The 16,914-nt window shown below is 61.0% G+C and carries 16 protein-coding genes; 15 read left to right on the forward strand and 1 reads right to left on the reverse strand.

What is annotated here, in order from left to right; genetic code table 11:
- From WF331_RS20010 to WF331_RS20045, 8 genes are all read left to right on the forward strand, one after another.
- A partial coding sequence (locus tag WF331_RS20010; RefSeq protein WP_340623234.1) for an electron transfer flavoprotein subunit alpha/FixB family protein occupies window positions 1–587 on the forward strand: 587 nt, incomplete at its 5' end.
- A gap of 75 nt (window positions 588–662) precedes the next feature.
- Window positions 663–1,484: a substrate-binding periplasmic protein gene (locus tag WF331_RS20015; protein ID WP_016498685.1), complete on the forward strand. Its 822-nt coding sequence runs from the start codon at window positions 663–665 to the stop codon at window positions 1,482–1,484.
- 9 nt (window positions 1,485–1,493) lie between these two features.
- Window positions 1,494–1,847, forward strand: coding sequence for a DUF4398 domain-containing protein (locus WF331_RS20020; protein ID WP_049275988.1), 354 nt, complete (start codon window positions 1,494–1,496; stop codon window positions 1,845–1,847).
- The gene (locus WF331_RS20025) at window positions 1,844–2,656 is read left to right on the forward strand and encodes an OmpA family protein (protein WP_016498687.1); all 813 of its coding nucleotides are present in this window, start codon (window positions 1,844–1,846) and stop codon (window positions 2,654–2,656) included. The genes WF331_RS20020 and WF331_RS20025 overlap by 4 nt, the downstream gene beginning before the upstream one ends.
- Window positions 2,657–2,935: 279 nt before the next feature.
- Window positions 2,936–4,378, forward strand: coding sequence for an aminotransferase-like domain-containing protein (locus WF331_RS20030; protein WP_016498688.1), 1,443 nt, complete (start codon window positions 2,936–2,938; stop codon window positions 4,376–4,378).
- A 64-nt stretch (window positions 4,379–4,442) separates the two neighbouring features.
- Window positions 4,443–4,922 (forward strand): hypothetical protein, encoded by a 480-nt coding sequence (locus WF331_RS20035; RefSeq protein ID WP_016498689.1) that lies wholly within the window; start codon window positions 4,443–4,445, stop codon window positions 4,920–4,922.
- Between the two features lie 129 nt (window positions 4,923–5,051).
- Window positions 5,052–5,306 carry a YkgJ family cysteine cluster protein gene (locus WF331_RS20040; protein WP_009684718.1) on the forward strand — a complete coding sequence of 85 codons (255 nt, stop codon included), beginning with the start codon at window positions 5,052–5,054 and terminating at the stop codon, window positions 5,304–5,306.
- Between the two features lie 33 nt (window positions 5,307–5,339).
- Window positions 5,340–5,945, forward strand: a complete 606-nt coding sequence (locus WF331_RS20045; RefSeq protein WP_016498690.1) for an START domain-containing protein — start codon at window positions 5,340–5,342, stop codon at window positions 5,943–5,945.
- Window positions 5,946–6,046: 101 nt separating this feature from the next.
- Here the strand turns inward: WF331_RS20045 and gltA are convergent, their stop codons facing one another.
- Window positions 6,047–7,336, reverse strand: a complete 1,290-nt coding sequence (gene gltA / locus WF331_RS20050; RefSeq protein WP_016488282.1) for a citrate synthase — start codon at window positions 7,334–7,336, stop codon at window positions 6,047–6,049.
- 352 nt (window positions 7,337–7,688) lie between these two features.
- Here gltA and sdhC point away from each other — a divergent pair, with 352 nt between their 5' ends.
- The 7 genes from sdhC to lpdA all read left to right on the forward strand — a co-directional run bounded on the left by sdhC (window position 7,689) and on the right by lpdA (window position 16,799).
- A complete protein-coding gene (sdhC, locus tag WF331_RS20055) occupies window positions 7,689–8,075 on the forward strand; it encodes a succinate dehydrogenase, cytochrome b556 subunit (RefSeq protein WP_008091902.1) in 387 nt (128 codons plus the stop codon).
- Window positions 8,069–8,437: a succinate dehydrogenase, hydrophobic membrane anchor protein gene (gene sdhD / locus WF331_RS20060; protein WP_016498691.1), complete on the forward strand. Its 369-nt coding sequence runs from the start codon at window positions 8,069–8,071 to the stop codon at window positions 8,435–8,437. The genes sdhC and sdhD overlap by 7 nt, the downstream gene beginning before the upstream one ends.
- Before the next feature lie 3 nt (window positions 8,438–8,440).
- Window positions 8,441–10,213, forward strand: a complete 1,773-nt coding sequence (gene sdhA, locus WF331_RS20065; RefSeq protein WP_016498692.1) for a succinate dehydrogenase flavoprotein subunit — start codon at window positions 8,441–8,443, stop codon at window positions 10,211–10,213.
- Between the two features lie 11 nt (window positions 10,214–10,224).
- Window positions 10,225–10,929 (forward strand): succinate dehydrogenase iron-sulfur subunit, encoded by a 705-nt coding sequence (locus WF331_RS20070; protein ID WP_008091906.1) that lies wholly within the window; start codon window positions 10,225–10,227, stop codon window positions 10,927–10,929.
- Window positions 10,930–11,174: 245 nt separating this feature from the next.
- Complete coding sequence (locus tag WF331_RS20075; protein ID WP_016498693.1) at window positions 11,175–14,006, forward strand: 2-oxoglutarate dehydrogenase E1 component; 2,832 nt, start codon at window positions 11,175–11,177, stop codon at window positions 14,004–14,006.
- 42 nt (window positions 14,007–14,048) lie between these two features.
- Window positions 14,049–15,269, forward strand: a complete 1,221-nt coding sequence (odhB, locus tag WF331_RS20080; RefSeq protein WP_016498694.1) for a 2-oxoglutarate dehydrogenase complex dihydrolipoyllysine-residue succinyltransferase — start codon at window positions 14,049–14,051, stop codon at window positions 15,267–15,269.
- A gap of 93 nt (window positions 15,270–15,362) precedes the next feature.
- Complete coding sequence (gene lpdA / locus WF331_RS20085) at window positions 15,363–16,799, forward strand: dihydrolipoyl dehydrogenase (protein ID WP_019472037.1); 1,437 nt, start codon at window positions 15,363–15,365, stop codon at window positions 16,797–16,799.
- Window positions 16,800–16,914 lie beyond the last annotated feature (115 nt).

Below are 16,914 nucleotides of genomic sequence, written 5' to 3' on the forward strand. Positions count from 1 at the left end.
TCTCGGTCGAGTCCGCCGACACCTTCAAGCGCCCGATCTATGCCGGTAACGCCATTGCCACCGTGCAATCGAGCGCTTCGATCAAGGTCATCACCGTGCGTACCACCGGCTTCGACCCGGTCGCTGCCGAAGGTGGCTCGGCTGCTGTTGAAGCGGTGAGTGCCGCGCACAACGCCGGTATCTCGGCCTTTGTCGGTGAAGAGCTGGCCAAGTCCGACCGCCCAGAGCTGACCGCTGCCAAGATCGTCGTTTCCGGCGGCCGCGGCATGGGCAACGGTGACAACTTCAAGCACCTGTACAGCCTGGCCGACAAGCTCGGCGCGGCCGTCGGCGCTTCGCGCGCTGCGGTCGACGCAGGCTTCGTGCCGAACGACATGCAGGTCGGCCAGACCGGCAAGATCGTTGCGCCACAGCTGTACATCGCCGTCGGTATCTCCGGCGCGATCCAGCACCTGGCCGGCATGAAAGACTCCAAAGTGATCGTTGCGATCAACAAGGACGAAGAGGCGCCGATCTTCCAGGTGGCCGACTACGGCCTGGTTGCCGACCTGTTCGAAGCGGTTCCGGAGCTGGAAAAGCTGGTCTGATCCGCCTGCTTCACTTATAAAGAACCCGGCCCTCGCATTGAGGGTCGGGTTTTTTTATGGGTTGAGGAGTGAGGGATGACGTTGCGCGGAACGGGCAGGGTGCTGGCATGCATGGTGGCGTTGGTGACGCCATTGGCCATGGCAGCAGGCAAGTGCGAGCGCCTGGTGGCAACCGGCAGCCCTGATGCTCCGCCTTATTCGTGGCAGGACCCGAAAGACCCGAAACACCTGATCGGCGCCAACGTCGACCTGCTGCGCCAGGTGGCTGGCGAGCTGGGGGTGAAGGTGGAGGTGCTAAGTGCTGGCCGTCGCGACCAGGCCCTGGAGGAAGTGCGCAGCGGGCGTATGGACCTGCTGCTCGATACGCCGATGCAGGTGGAACAACTGACCGCGCTGGACTACATCCACCCACCCCTTCAACTCAACGAATACCTGGTGTGGACACGCCACGATGCCACGCTGACCTTCGATGGCCCTGCGGACCTGGCCCAGTACCAGGGCAGCTTGTCCGAACGCGCGCGCCTGACCCCGGCCTTTACCGCGTTTGCCAAGGCCCAGCTGAAGCTGGTGCCAGCGCAGAACCTGACCCAGGCGTTCCAGAAACTGGTGCTTGGCCAGGTGGACTATGTGCTTGCTGGCCGCTATTCGGGCATGGCCATGGCCCAGAGCCTGGGCATGAACAATGACCTGATCGCCCGCGGCCTGCCGGTGGACCGGCCAGGCCTGTACCTGGCCCTGTCGCACAACTCGGCATGCAATGACAGCTGGTTGCGTGGGCAATTGGCAAAAAAACTGACAGAATTGCCGATCTCCGGTGCGTCCGAGGCGGTCCTGCAACGTAATGTCGAGCGCTGGAAAGCGCAGTTGCAGGTGCCGGCGGACGCCCCCAAACACTAGGAAGATTGCGTGAGAACCCAACCACTAATCCTTGCCTTGGCCGTGCTCGGCCTGGCTGGCTGCGCCAATGATCCGGCCCCTGACGAGCAGATGCGCATTTCCGAACAGGCACTGGAGCAGGCCAGGGCCGTAGGTGCCACCGAGCAGGTCGAAACGCTGCAGATGGCTGAAGACAAGCTGGCCCGGGCCAAGGCCAACATGCTGACCCAGGACTACCGTGATGCGCGCATGCGCGCCGAGCAGGCCGAGCTTGATGCCCGCCTGGCCGAGGCCCAGGTGCTGAACCAGAAAAGCGAAGAGCAACTGCAACTGCTGCAGTCGCGGGTCAAGCGCTTGCGCAAGCAACTGGAGGTGCAGCCATGATGCGCCGTACACCATTGGCCGCGCTGGCGTTGCTGGCGCTGGCAGCAGGCTTGCAAGGTTGTGCCAGCCAGCGCAGCTCTGCTGCGCTGGATGAAGCCAGTGCCACCTTCGCCAAGGTCAAGGATGATTCCGATGTGCTGCGCAGTGCGCCACGTGACGTGATCCGCGCAGGTGAGTCGCTGGCCCGTGCCGAGCGCCTGTCCAGCTATATCGGCACCGGTTCCGATGTGCGTCATTACGCTTACCTTAGCCAGCGCTACAGTGAAATTGCCAGTGAGCATGCCAAGCTGGCGCTGAACCAGGAGCGCCAGGCCAAGCTTGACCTCGAGCGTCAGCGCCTGCAATTGGCGTTGCGCGAGGCCAAGCTGGCCAGCGTGCAGCAGCAGGGCAAGTGGGTCGAGTCGCAGATCGCTGCGCTGGCTTCGGAGCAGACTGATCGTGGCCTGGTGATGACGCTGGGTGACGTGCTGTTTGATACTGGCCGTGCCGAGCTGAAGAATTCGGCCAGCCGTACCGTGCTCAAGCTGGTGCAGTTCCTTCAGCTCAACCCGCGGCGGGTAGTGCGTATCGAAGGTTATACCGACAGCACTGGCGCGGCCGAAGACAACCTGAAACTGTCCCGCGACCGGGCGCAGGCCGTGGCCGACATGCTGGTGGACCTTGGCATCGACGAAAAGCGCCTGCAGGTCGAGGGCTATGGCGACCAGTACCCGATCGAGGCCAACGCCTCTGAGCGGGGCAGGGCGCAGAACCGCCGCGTGGAGATCGTGTTCTCCGACGACAAGGGCAGGCTCGCGCCTGCGCGCTGATCGCTGGCGTGCGGAGGACGGCACCGGCTTTGCCGGTGTTCACGGCTAAGGCCGCTCCCACAGGGTGGTGTCAAGCCCAGGACATGTGCAGAACCTGTAGGCGCGGCCTTGTGCCGCGAAAGGGCCGCAATGCGGCCCCGCTTTTTGTCGGCTTAGTCGTTTCGATAGCTATCACGCTATTGTATTGTCGACTATGTTGCATTCTGTCCCAGTACACTTTGTAACTGTTACGGTATCCTCTACCGTCACTGAGCCGTACAAGAACAACGAGCCGCCGCCATGACCAACCTGCTGCTGTACCAGCGTATCGCCCAGCAACTGGCCGATGACATCCGTCGTGGTGTCTACCAGCCAGGCGAGCGGGTACCCTCCGTGCGCAAGATGAGTGCCCAGCTCAATGTCAGCCATGCCACGGTGCTGCAGGCCTATGCCAACCTCGAAGACCAAGGGTTGATCCGCGCGCGGCCACAATCTGGCTACTACGTGCACCAGACGCCGGCCCTGACCGCGCAAACCCCGGACATTGCCCGGGTGGAGCGCCCGGGCCTGGTCACCCGTGCCAGCATCATCCAGCAAGTGCTGACCGAGGCGCGCCGTGATGGCGTGTTCCCGTTCGGCGCTGCGGTGCCGCATGTCGACTACCTGCCAGTGCGTGCCCTGCATCAGCAAATTGCCAAGGTCACCCGCTTTCACAGTCCGCGCGCCTTCAGTTACATGTTCAGCCCCGGTTTCGAGCCGCTGCGCCGGCAGATCGCCATTCGCATGCGCGATGCCGGCGTGCTGGTCGACCCGCGTGAAGTGATCGTGACCCATGGCTGTGTCGATGCCCTGCAAATGTCCCTGCGCGTTTTGACCCGCCCGGGCGATCTGATCGCTGCCGAGTCGCCGACCTATTACGGGTTGCTGCAACTGGCCGATTTGCTGGGCCTGAAAGTGATCGAAATCCCCAGCGATCCATCCACGGGTATCAGCCTTGAAGCCTTGCAGCTGGCGGCTAACCAGTGGTCGATCAAGGCCCTCGTACTGACGGCGCGCCTGAGCAATCCGCTGGGTGGCACGGTCCCTGAGGAGCGGCAAAAGCAATTGCTGCGTCTGGCGTCAGACTTCGATATTCAGATTATCGAGGACGACATCTATGGCGAGTTGATGTTCGAGCAAGGCAAGACCAAGGCGCTGAAGGCATTCGACCGCCTGGACCGGGTGATCTACTGTTCAAGCTTCTCCAAGACCCTGTCCCCTGGTGTGCGCGTTGGCTGGATGATCGCCGGGCGCTATCAGGACGAAATTCAGCGCCTGCAGACCTTCACCACCCATTCGGCCTGTAGCGTGACGCAGATGGGGGTGGCGGCCTACCTGGAAAATGGCGGTTACGACCGGCACCTGCGCTACATCCGCCAGGAGTATCGCAAGAACCTCAGTGCCTACCAGTTGGCGGTGCAGCAGCACTTCCCCGAGGGTACCCAGATGACCCGGCCCACGGGCGGTTTCATCCTCTGGATAAGCCTGCCCGGGCGGGTCAATACCCAGGAGCTGCATGTGCGGGCGCTGGAGCAAGGCATCAGTATCGCGCCGGGGTTAATATTCAGTAACACAGAACAGTTCAACCACTGCATCCGCCTTAATTGTGGCATCCCGTGGAACAAAGAGGCCGAGCGGGCAGTGATTACGCTGGGTTTGCTGGCTCAGCAGTTGTGCAGGGAGCCTGCGCTCACACTTTTGTAAGGCTTGCCAGCCGCCCGTGGAACATGGAGCATACGCACCTTTCTTGCCAGTCTGTCCATTTGCCATGAAAGCTTTGCGCCGTTTTGCCTTGATCTTGTGCCTAGCACCGTTCTGCTACCTGGGCAGCCCAGCGTTGGCTGCGCAGCCGGCAAGCCAGGTGCAGGCAGCCCAGGGCAAAAATGTGCAAAAAAAGGCGCCAGCCAAGCCTGCGCAGAAGCAGGTGGTGAAGAAGGCTGGCAACAGCAAGGCCAAGGCGCACAAGCCGGTCAGCAAAGCGGTCGCCAAACCATTGCCCAAGGCAAAGCTGGACCTCAGCCTGCCTGTCGATATGGTCGACAACCTGGAGCCGAATGTGGGTACCCCGTCGCCCATCCAGCGGCGCAAACCTTTGCTGCCGCCCATGTTTACCGAAAAGCCGGAAACCAGCGACAGCCCGTTCCAGCTCAATGGCCGCTTGATCAATAACGAAATGCAGCTGCAGTTGCGTAATGACAGCCGTCATGACGTGGAAGGGGCAGCCATCGATTTCGAGTATCGCCAGTAGCCGGGAACTGACTGCCGGGTCACGGCAAATTTCATCGTGCCAGTAATTTCAAACGCCTGTTTGAGCGGTTACTATCCAGGGACGTTCGTCCCGTTTTGTTCCAGGGAGTCCTGATTTTGGTGAATAACCATGAATTGCCGTGAGGGCTGTGGTGCCTGCTGCATCGCCCCGTCCATCACTTCTGCGATGCCGCGCATGCCCAATGGCAAGCCGGCTGGCGAGCGCTGCCTGCACCTGACGGCTGCCAACCTCTGCGACCTGTTCGGCAAGCCCGAGCGGCCGGCGGTATGTGGCGGCTTCAAGGCAGATGTCGAGGTGTGCGGCAGTGATCGTGACGAGGCAATCAGGATTCTTGGCTGGTGGGAACAGATGACGGCGGCGTGACAGGCTGGATCTTCGACAACAAGGATAAACATGATGAGATCGTTCAAGCGTATTGCACTGCTGTGTGGCGTGGGTGTTCTGCTGTCGCCTGCGGCCTGGGCCGAAAACTGGCAGGTGGCCAAGGACGAGGAGGGGATCAAGATATCCCTCAGCGAAGTGGCTGGTTCCAAGTACAAGGCCTATCAGGGCGTCACCGTGATCAAGGCACCGCTGGCCAAGGTGCAGGCGTTGCAGGAAGACGCGGTCGGGGCCTGTGCATGGATTCATGAGTGCAAGTCGCAGAAGCTGCTCAAGCATGAGGGTGACCAGAGCTGGACCTACACCCAGTTCAATACGCCATGGCCGGTGACGCCGCGTGATTCGATCTTGCGTGTGACGACTGTCAAGGGGGCGGACGGCAGCCTGGTGCGGAACCTGAAGGAAGAACCGACCTATCTACCGGAAGAGAAGGGCTTTGTGCGGGTAGCCAAGGTTGAGGGCTTCTGGAAGCTGGTGCCCAAGGGCGACAGTACGGAAGTGACCTACCAGGTGCACACCGAGCCGGGTGGTAGCGTGCCGGCGATGGTGGCCAACAAGTTCGTGGTGGATGCGCCGTTCAATACCCTGAAAGGGCTGCGCGAGCGGGCTGAGAAAAACTGAGGTTTAACGCGTGGCTCCCGCAAGGGTCGAGCTGCGGCCATCAGGACCTGGAATAAAAAAAGGCTGCCCAAGGGCAGCCTTTTTGCGTTCGGCTAAAAAGCTTACTTGCGGTCTTTCAGTGCAGTGATGTCGCGTTTTTGCTCGCCGGTGTACAGCTGGCGCGGACGGCCGATCTTGTACGGGCTGGAGAGCATTTCTTTCCAGTGCGAGATCCAGCCCACGGTACGTGCCAGGGCGAAGATCACGGTGAACATGCTGGTCGGAATGCCGATTGCCTTGAGGATGATCCCCGAGTAGAAGTCGACGTTCGGGTACAGCGAGCGCTCGATGAAGTACGGATCGGTCAGGGCGATCTCTTCGAGGCGCATGGCCAGTTCCAGCTGCGGGTCGTTCTTGATGCCCAGCTCGCGCAGGACTTCGTCGCAGGTCTGCTTCATCACGGTGGCGCGCGGGTCGCGGTTCTTGTACACGCGGTGACCGAAGCCCATCAGCTTGAACGGGTCATTCTTGTCCTTGGCCTTGGCGATGAAGGTGTCGATGTTCGAGACATCGCCGATTTCATCGAGCATGGTCAGGACGGCTTCGTTCGCACCGCCGTGGGCCGGGCCCCAGAGTGCGGCGATACCGGCAGCGATACAGGCGAACGGGTTGGCACCCGACGAGCCGGCCAGGCGGACGGTGGAAGTGGAGGCGTTCTGCTCGTGGTCGGCGTGGAGGATGAAGATCCGGTCCATTGCCTTGGCCAGCACCGGGCTGATCGGTTTGATCTCGCAGGGGGTGTTGAACATCATGTGCAGGAAGTTTTCCGCGTACGACAGGTCGTTGCGCGGGTACATCATCGGCTGGCCCATGGAGTACTTGTAAACCATCGCGGCCAGGGTCGGCATCTTGGCGACCAGGCGTACCGCGGAGATTTCGCGGTGTTGCGGGTTATTGATATCCAGGGAGTCGTGATAGAACGCCGACAGGGCGCCGACCACGCCGCACATCACCGCCATTGGGTGAGCGTCGCGGCGGAAGCCGTTGAAGAAAGACTTCAGCTGCTCGTGAACCATGGTGTGGTTCTTGACGGTGCTGACGAACTGGGCCTTCTGCTCGGCATTCGGCAGTTCGCCGTTGAGCAGCAGGTAGCAGGTTTCGAGGTAGTCGGATTGCTCGGCGAGTTGCTCGATCGGGTAGCCGCGGTGCAGCAGGATACCTTTGTCGCCGTCAATGTAGGTGATCTTCGACTCGCACGAGGCAGTCGCCATGAAACCAGGGTCGAAGGTGAAGTGACCAGTGGCCCCCAACCCGCGGACGTCGATTACATCAGGACCAACGGTGCCGGTTAAAATGGGCAGCTCGACGGGGGCAGCGCCCTCGATGACCAACTGCGCTTTTTTGTCAGCCATGTGGCCTCCTATTAATGCTAGAAATCATCAGACAGACCCCCCACGCAGGGCCCGCACCACTATAGAGGGATAAATTCAGATGTCAATTTGCCTAAAGGCTTGTTGAAACAGGCATTCAAGCCTGATTTTTCCCGAAATTCTCGCCCATTTACGCCTTTTGTTCGTTAAAGGCAATGCGCTATTTGGGCTACCCCGTCACGTTGTCATAAGCAGCCTAACTGTCTATACTCGGCACCCGACCGCCAGGGGCTTGCAAGCCCGAACTGCTGGGGGTCGCCGTTCCCTGGGTGGTGGGTACCTGACCAGTACACTTACCAACAACTTTGCCCTGATTCGCTAGGGGCTCTTCAGTGTGAAAAAAGCCGTGAAAAGCCAACGACCTGTAAACCTAGACCTAAGGACCATCAAGCTCCCTGTCACTGCGTACACGTCCATCCTGCACCGTATCTCCGGCGTCATCCTGTTCATCGGCCTTGCCATCATGCTTTATGCACTGGGCAAATCGCTGGGTTCCGAGGAAGGCTTCGGTGAGGTGAAGGCGTGTCTGACCAGCCCGCTGGCCAAGTTCGTGACCTGGGGCCTGCTGTCCGCCCTGCTTTATCACCTCGTGGCAGGTGTTCGTCACCTGATCATGGACATGGGCATCGGTGAGACGCTGGAAGGCGGCAAGCTGGGCTCGAAAATCGTGATCGTCATCTCCGTGGTGCTGATCGTTCTGGTGGGAGTTTGGGTATGGTAACCAATGTCACGAACCTGTCGCGTTCGGGCCTCTATGACTGGATGGCGCAGCGCGTTTCTGCGGTCGTTCTCGCGGCTTACTTCCTCTTCCTGATCGGCTACGTGATCGCCCACCCAGGCATCGACTACACCCAGTGGCATGGTCTGTTCTCCAACAACGCGATGCGGATCTTCAGTCTGCTGGCCCTCGTTGCCCTGGGCGCTCACGCCTGGGTCGGCATGTGGACCATTGCAACCGACTACCTGACGCCTATGTCGTTCGGCAAGTCGGCAACTGCGATTCGTTTCCTGTTCCAGGCGGTATGCGGCGTTGCGATGTTCGCTTACTTCGTCTGGGGTGTGCAGATTCTCTGGGGTATCTGATCCATGGCTAGCATTCCAACCATTTCCTTCGACGCCATCATCATCGGTGGCGGCGGCGCCGGCATGCGCGCAGCGCTGCAACTGGCTCAAGGCGGCCACAAGACTGCCGTAGTCACCAAGGTCTTCCCGACCCGTTCGCACACCGTATCCGCCCAGGGCGGCATCACCTGCGCCATCGCTTCGGCCGACCCGAACGACGACTGGCGCTGGCACATGTACGATACCGTCAAGGGTTCCGACTACATCGGTGACCAGGACGCTATCGAATACATGTGTCAGGAAGGCCCGGCTGCGGTCTTCGAGCTGGACCACATGGGCCTGCCGTTCTCGCGTACCGAAACCGGTCGCATCTACCAGCGTCCGTTCGGTGGCCAGTCCAAGGACTTCGGTAAAGGTGGCCAGGCCGCCCGTACCTGTGCCGCTTCCGACCGTACCGGTCACGCGCTGCTGCACACCCTGTACCAGGGCAACCTGAAAGCCGGTACCACCTTCCTCAACGAGTACTACGCCGTTGACCTGGTGAAGAACCAGGAAGGCGCCTTTGTCGGTGTGATCGCGATCTGCATCGAAACCGGCGAAACCATGTACATCAAGTCCAAGGCCACCGTTCTGGCCACTGGCGGTGCGGGCCGTATCTACTCCTCCACCACCAACGCCCTGATCAATACCGGTGACGGTATCGGCATGGCCCTGCGTGCCGGTGTACCGGTGCAGGACATCGAGATGTGGCAGTTCCACCCGACCGGCATCGCCGGCGCCGGTGTACTGGTCACCGAGGGTTGCCGCGGTGAAGGTGGTTACCTGATCAACGCCCACGGCGAGCGCTTCATGGAGCGTTACGCGCCGAACGCGAAAGACCTGGCCGGCCGTGACGTGGTTGCCCGTTCCATGGTCAAGGAAATCATCGCCGGCAACGGCGTGGGCCCGAACAAGGACCACGTACTGCTGAAGCTGGACCACCTGGGCGAGGAAGTGCTGCACAGCCGCCTGCCAGGTATCTGCGAACTGTCCAAGACCTTCGCCCACGTCGACCCGGTCGTCGCGCCGGTGCCGGTCGTTCCGACCTGCCACTACATGATGGGCGGCGTTGCCACCAACATTCATGGCCAGGCCATCACCATGGACGAAGAAGGCAAGGATCACATCATCCCTGGCCTGTTCGCCGTAGGTGAAGTGGCGTGCGTATCGGTTCACGGTGCCAACCGCCTGGGCGGCAACTCGCTGCTCGACCTGGTGGTATTCGGCCGTGCTGCCGGCCTGCACCTGGAGAAGGCGCTGAGCGACGGCATCGAGCATCTCGACGCCAGCGACACCGACATCGAAGTTGCCCTGAACCGCCTGAACAAGCTCAACGAGCGCTCCACTGGCGAAGACGTTGCCAGCCTCAAGCGCGAACTGCAGAGCTGCATGCAGAACTACTTCGGTGTATTCCGTACTGGCGAATACATGCAGAAGGGTATCGAGCAGCTGGCCGGCCTGCGTGACCGCATCGCCAACGTCAAGATCAACGACAAGTCCCAGGCCTTCAACACCGCGCGTATCGAAGCGCTGGAGCTGCAGAACCTGCTGGAAGTCGCCGAAGCTACCGCCATCGCGGCCGAAGCCCGTAAAGAGTCCCGCGGCGCTCACGCCCGTGAAGACTTCGAAGACCGTGACGACGAAAACTGGCTGTGCCACACCCTGTACTACCCGGGTGAGAAGCGCGTTGCCAAGCGTGGCGTCAACTTTGCGCCGAAGACCGTTCCGGCCTTCGAGCCAAAAATCCGGACTTACTAAGGGTGGCTGCTATGTTGAAAGTCGAAGTTTATCGTTACAACCCCGACACCGACTCGGCGCCCAAGATGGAGTCGTTCGACGTCGATACCGGCGGCAAGGACCTGATGGTTCTCGATGTATTGGCGCTGATCAAGGAAAAGGACGAGGGTTTCTCGTACCGTCGCTCCTGCCGTGAAGGCGTGTGCGGTTCCGATGGCATGAACATGAACGGCAAGAACGGCCTGGCCTGCATCACCCCGCTGTCGGGCGTGGTCAAGGGCAACAAGCTGGTTCTGCGCCCGCTGCCGGGCCTGCCGGTCATTCGTGACCTGGTCGTCGACATGAGCATCTTCTACAAGCAGTACGAGAAGGTGAAACCATTCCTGCAGAACGACACGCCGGCCCCGGCCATCGAGCGTCTGCAGTCGCCTGAAGAACGTGACAAGCTGGACGGCCTGTACGAGTGCATCCTGTGCGCTTGCTGCTCGACTTCCTGCCCGTCGTTCTGGTGGAACCCGGACAAGTTCCTGGGCCCTGCCGCACTGCTGCAGGCCTACCGCTTCCTGGCCGACAGCCGTGACACCAAGACTCAGGAGCGCCTGGCGTCCCTGGATGACCCGTTCAGCGTATTCCGCTGCCGCGGGATCATGAACTGCGTAAACGTTTGCCCGAAAGGTCTGAACCCGACCAAGGCAATCGGTCACGTACGTAACATGCTGCTGCAAAGCGGCACCTGATACAAAGTGTTGTAACTGCAGTAAGCCGAGGTGCGGGCGCTGAGCCCGCACTGAGGTAAAACCCGAACAAGGGCCCACAAAGCCCGCGTTCATACCTATGAAGATATGAGACCAGCAGGGGCTTTCCGGGCTGGTACCCGGAAAATCAGCAGGATCCAAGTGGCGTGGTTCAGTCGCTTTATTCGGACTTTTCCAGGTTTGCTGTGGCTCTCGCCGATCAGTCCCCTAATCGAGGGTGACCAAGCATGCAAGAAAGCGTGATGCAGCGCATGTGGGATAGCGCCCACCTTTCAGGTGGTAACGCTGCATATGTGGAAGAGCTCTACGAGCTCTACCTGCACGACCCTAACGCTGTGCCAGAAGAGTGGCGCACTTACTTCCAGAAGTTGCCAGCCGACGGCAGCACCGCTACTGATGTATCGCACTCGACAATCCGCGACCATTTCGTACTGCTGGCAAAGAACCAGCGCCGCGCCCAACCGGTATCCGCCGGGAGCGTGAGCAGTGAACACGAGAAGAAGCAGGTTGAAGTTCTGCGACTGATCCAGGCCTATCGTATGCGCGGCCATCAGGCTGCCAAGCTTGACCCGTTGGGGTTGTGGCAGCGTCCAGCGCCCGTAGACCTGTCGATCAATCACTACGGCTTGACCAATGCCGATCTTGATACGACCTTCCGTGCCGGCGACCTGTTCATCGGCAAAGAGGAGGCGAGCCTACGCGACATCTTCGATGCACTCCAGAAGACATATTGTCGCACCATTGGCGCCGAATTCACCCACATCGTCGATTCCGAGCAGCGCAGCTGGTTCCAGCAGCGTCTGGAAAGCGTGCGCGGTCGTCCGGAGTTTTCCGCTGACGTGCAGGCTCACCTGCTCGAGCGCGTGACTGCCGGTGAGGGCCTGGAAAAGTACCTGGGCACCAAGTACCCGGGCACCAAGCGCTTCGGCCTTGAAGGCGGCGAGAGCCTGATCCCGATGCTGGATGAAATGATCCAGCGTTCCGGTTCTTACGGCACCAAGGAAGTCGTGATCGGCATGGCCCACCGTGGCCGCCTGAACGTACTGGTGAACACCTTCGGCAAGAACCCGCGCGAGCTGTTCGACGAGTTCGAAGGCAAGAAGATGAACGAGCTGGGCTCCGGTGACGTGAAGTATCACCAGGGCTTCTCCTCGAACGTGATGACCACCGGTGGCGAAGTTCACCTGGCCATGGCGTTCAACCCGTCCCACCTGGAAATCGTCTCGCCAGTGGTTGAAGGTTCGGTGCGCGCCCGTCAGGACCGTCGCAACGACACCGTCGGCGACAAGGTGCTGCCGATCTCGATCCACGGCGACGCAGCATTCGCCGGCCAGGGCGTGGTCATGGAAACCTTCCAGATGTCGCAGACCCGCGGTTTCAAGACCGGCGGTACCGTGCACATCGTGATCAACAACCAGGTTGGTTTCACCATCAGCAACCCGCTGGACGCGCGCTCCACCGAGTACGCCACCGACGTTGCCAAGATGATCCAGGCGCCGATCCTGCACGTGAACGGCGATGACCCGGAAGCAGTGCTGTTCGTCACCCAGCTGGCCATCGATTACCGCATGCAGTTCAAGCGTGACGTGGTCATCGACCTGGTCTGCTACCGTCGTCGCGGCCACAACGAGGCTGACGAACCGAACGGCACCCAGCCGCTGATGTACCAGCAGATCAGCAAGCAGCGCACTACCCGTGAGCTGTATGCCGAGGCGCTGATCCAGGCCGGTCGTATCGACGCCGAGCGCGCTCAGGCCAAGATCGACGAGTACCGCAACGCGCTGGACAATGGCCTGCACGTTGTGAAAAGCCTGGTCAAGGAACCGAACCGCGAGCTGTTCGTCGACTGGCGTCCGTACCTGGGCCACGCCTGGACTGCGCGTCACGACACCCGCTTCGACCTCAAGACCCTGCAAGACCTGTCGGCCAAGCTGCTCGAACTGCCAGAAGGCTTCGTCGTTCAGCGTCAGGTCTCGAAGATCTACGAAGATCGCCAGAAGATGCAGGCCGGTGGCTTGCCGATCAACTGGGGTTATGCAGAGACCATGGCCTACGCCACCCTGCAGTTCGAAGGTCACCCGATCCGCATGACCGGCCAGGACATCGGCCGCGGCACCTTCTCGCACCGTCACGCGGTGTTGCACAACCAGAAGGACGCCAGCACCTACATTCCCCTGCAGAACCTGTTCCCGGGCCAGCCGCGCTTCGACCTGTACGACTCCTTCCTGTCGGAAGAAGCGGTGCTGGCCTTCGAATACGGCTATTCCACCACCACGCCGAACGCGCTGGTGATCTGGGAAGCCCAGTTCGGCGACTTCGCCAACGGTGCGCAAGTGGTGATCGACCAGTTCATCACCAGCGGTGAGCACAAGTGGGGCCGCCTGTGCGGTCTGACCATGCTGCTGCCACACGGTTACGAAGGGCAGGGCCCGGAGCACTCCTCCGCGCGTCTGGAGCGTTACCTGCAGCTGTGCGCCGAGCACAACATCCAGGTCTGCGTACCGACCACTCCGGCACAGATCTACCACCTGCTGCGTCGCCAGGTCATCCGCCCGCTGCGCAAGCCGCTGGTAGTCCTGACGCCGAAGTCGCTGCTGCGCCACAAGCTGGCCATCTCGACCCTGGAAGAACTGGCAGAAGGCTCGTTCCAGACCGTGATCCCGGAAATCGACGCAATCGATCCGGCCAAGGTCGAGCGCCTGGTGCTGTGCAGCGGCAAGGTTTACTACGACCTGCTGGAAAAACGCCGTGCCGAAGGCCGCGAAGACATCGCCATCCTGCGTCTCGAGCAGCTGTACCCGTTCCCGGAAGACGACCTGGTCGAAATCCTGGCGCAATACAGCAACCTCAAGCACGCCGTATGGTGCCAGGAAGAGCCGATGAACCAGGGCGCCTGGTACAGCAGCCAGCACCACATGCGCCGTATCCTGGGCCGCCACAACAAGGCACTGGTCCTGGAATACGCCGGTCGCGACGCGTCTGCCGCACCAGCCTGTGGTTACGCTTCGAAGCACGCCGAACAGCAGGAAAAACTGCTGCAAGACGCCTTCACTGTCTAACGCCTTCGCGCACCTGAAACCGAATTTAAGGAAACACAGATAATGGCTATCGAGATCAAAGCCCCAACCTTCCCGGAATCGGTTGCCGATGGCACCGTTGCCACCTGGCACAAGAAGCCGGGCGACGCCGTCAAGCGTGACGAGCTGATCGTCGACATCGAGACCGACAAGGTTGTCCTGGAAGTACTGGCTACCGCCGATGGCGTGCTGGGCGACATCGTCAAGGGCGAGGGCGACACCGTCCTGTCCGACGAACTGCTGGGTTCGATCGTTGAAGGCGGTGCTGCCGCAGCTCCTGCCGCCGCAGCCGCTCCTGCTGCTGCTCCGGCTGCTGCTGCCGCCGATGCTGGCGAAGATGACCCGGTTGCCGCCCCGGCCGCCCGCAAGCTGGCTGAAGAAAACGGCATCGACCTGGCTTCCGTTGCCGGTACCGGTAAAGGCGGTCGCGTCACCAAGGAAGACGTGGTTGCTGCTGTTGCCAACAAGAAGTCGGCACCTGCCGCTGCCCCGGCTGCCAAGCCTGCCGCTGCTGCTGCCCCGGTTGTCGTCGCTGCTGGCGACCGCACCGAGAAGCGCGTGCCGATGACCCGCCTGCGTGCCAAGATCGCCGAGCGTCTGGTCGAAGCCCAGTCCAACATGGCGATGCTGACCACCTTCAACGAAGTGGACATGACCGAAGTCATGGCCCTGCGTTCGAAGTACAAGGACCTGTTCGAGAAGACCCACAATGGCGTGCGCCTGGGCTTCATGTCGTTCTTCGTCAAGGCTGCTACCGAAGCCCTGAAGCGCTTCCCGGCGGTCAACGCCTCGATCGACGGCAACGACATCGTCTACCACGGCTTCGCCGACGTCGGCGTTGCCGTGTCCAGCGACCGTGGCCTGGTGGTACCGGTACTGCGTAACGCCGAATCGATGAGCCTGGCTGAAATCGAGAACGGCATCGCCACCTTCGGCAAGAAGGCCCGTGACGGCAAGCTGTCCATCGAAGAGATGACCGGTGGCACCTTCACCATCACCAACGGTGGTACCTTCGGTTCGATGATGTCGACCCCGATCGTCAACCCGCCGCAGGCCGCCATCCTCGGCATGCACAACATCATCCAGCGCCCGATGGCCATCAATGGCCAGGTCGTGATTCGCCCGATGATGTACCTGGCGCTGTCGTACGATCACCGCCTGATCGACGGCAAGGAAGCGGTAACCTTCCTGGTCACTATCAAGAACCTGCTGGAAGATCCGTCCCGCCTGCTGCTGGACATCTAACCCTCTGGCTGCGTACCGTGCCGGCCTTGGCTTCGCAAGAAGCCATGCCGCGCGGTTCGCGGCTTGTAGCTAGTTGCTGATAAGGAATCTTTTATGACCCAGAAATTCGACGTAGTGGTGATTGGTGCAGGTCCTGGCGGCTATGTAGCTGCCATCAAGGCTGCCCAACTTGGTCTGAAGACTGCCTGTATCGAGAAGTACACTGACGCCGAGGGCAAGCTGGCCCTGGGCGGCACCTGCCTGAACGTAGGTTGCATTCCTTCCAAGGCGCTGCTGGACAGCTCCTGGAAGTACAAGGAAGCCAAAGAGAGCTTCAACGTCCACGGTATCTCCACTGGTGAAGTGAAGATGGACGTTGCCGCGATGGTTGGCCGCAAGGCTGGCATCGTCAAGAACCTGACCGGTGGCGTTGCCACCCTGTTCAAGGCCAACGGCGTTACTTCGATCCAGGGCCACGGCAAGCTGCTGGCTGGCAAGAAAGTCGAAGTCACCAAGGCTGACGGCACCACCGAAGTCATCGAAGCCGACAACGTGATCCTGGCTTCCGGCTCGCGCCCGATCGACATTCCACCGGCTCCGGTCGACCAGAACGTCATCGTCGACTCCACCGGCGCCCTGGAATTCCAGACCGTACCGAAGCGCCTGGGCGTTATCGGTGCCGGCGTGATCGGCTTGGAGCTGGGCTCGGTATGGGCTCGCCTGGGTGCTGAAGTCACCGTCCTGGAAGCCCTGGACACCTTCCTGATGGCTGCCGACACTGCCGTGTCGAAAGAAGCCCAGAAGACCCTGACCAAGCAAGGCCTGGACATCAAGCTGGGCGCTCGCGTTACCGGCTCGAAAGTCAACGGCAACGAAGTCGAAGTGACCTACACCAACGCCGAAGGCGAGCAGAAGATCACCTTCGACAAGCTGATCGTTGCGGTCGGCCGTCGCCCTGTAACCACCGACCTGCTGGCTTCCGACAGCGGCGTGACCATCGACGAGCGTGGCTACATCTTCGTCGACGATCACTGCGCCACCAGCGTTCCGGGCGTGTTCGCCATCGGTGACGTGGTACGCGGCATGATGCTGGCCCACAAGGCCTCGGAAGAGGGCATCATGGTTGTCGAGCGCATCAAGGGCCACAAGGCCCAGATGAACTACGACCTGATCCCGTCGGTTATCTACACCCACCCGGAAATTGCATGGGTCGGCAAGACCGAACAGTCCTTGAAGGCCGAGGGTGTTGAGGTTAACGTAGGCACCTTCCCGTTCGCGGCCAGCGGCCGTGCGATGGCAGCCAACGACACCGGTGGTTTCGTCAAGGTCATCGCCGATGCCAAGACCGACCGCGTTCTGGGTGTACACGTGATTGGCCCATCGGCTGCCGAACTGGTGCAGCAGGGTGCAATCGCAATGGAATTCGGCACCAGTGCCGAGGATCTGGGCATGATGGTCTTCAGCCATCCAACCCTGTCCGAAGCGTTGCATGAAGCAGCGCTGGCGGTGAATGGCGGCGCCATTCACGTGGCCAACCGTAAGAAGCGTTAATTATAAGAAACCACGGCGGGCAGCCCGTCGTGAGTCTTGCGTGCATGACTCACCGCGGAACGTCCGCCGGACCGGATCACACGGGAAAACCCGGGGTCAACGGTCACAGGTGGTG

The sequence above is a fragment of the Pseudomonas sp. YNh genome, from assembly GCF_037993085.1.
In the GTDB taxonomy this organism is placed as follows: Bacteria; Pseudomonadota; Gammaproteobacteria; order Pseudomonadales; family Pseudomonadaceae; genus Aquipseudomonas; species Aquipseudomonas putida.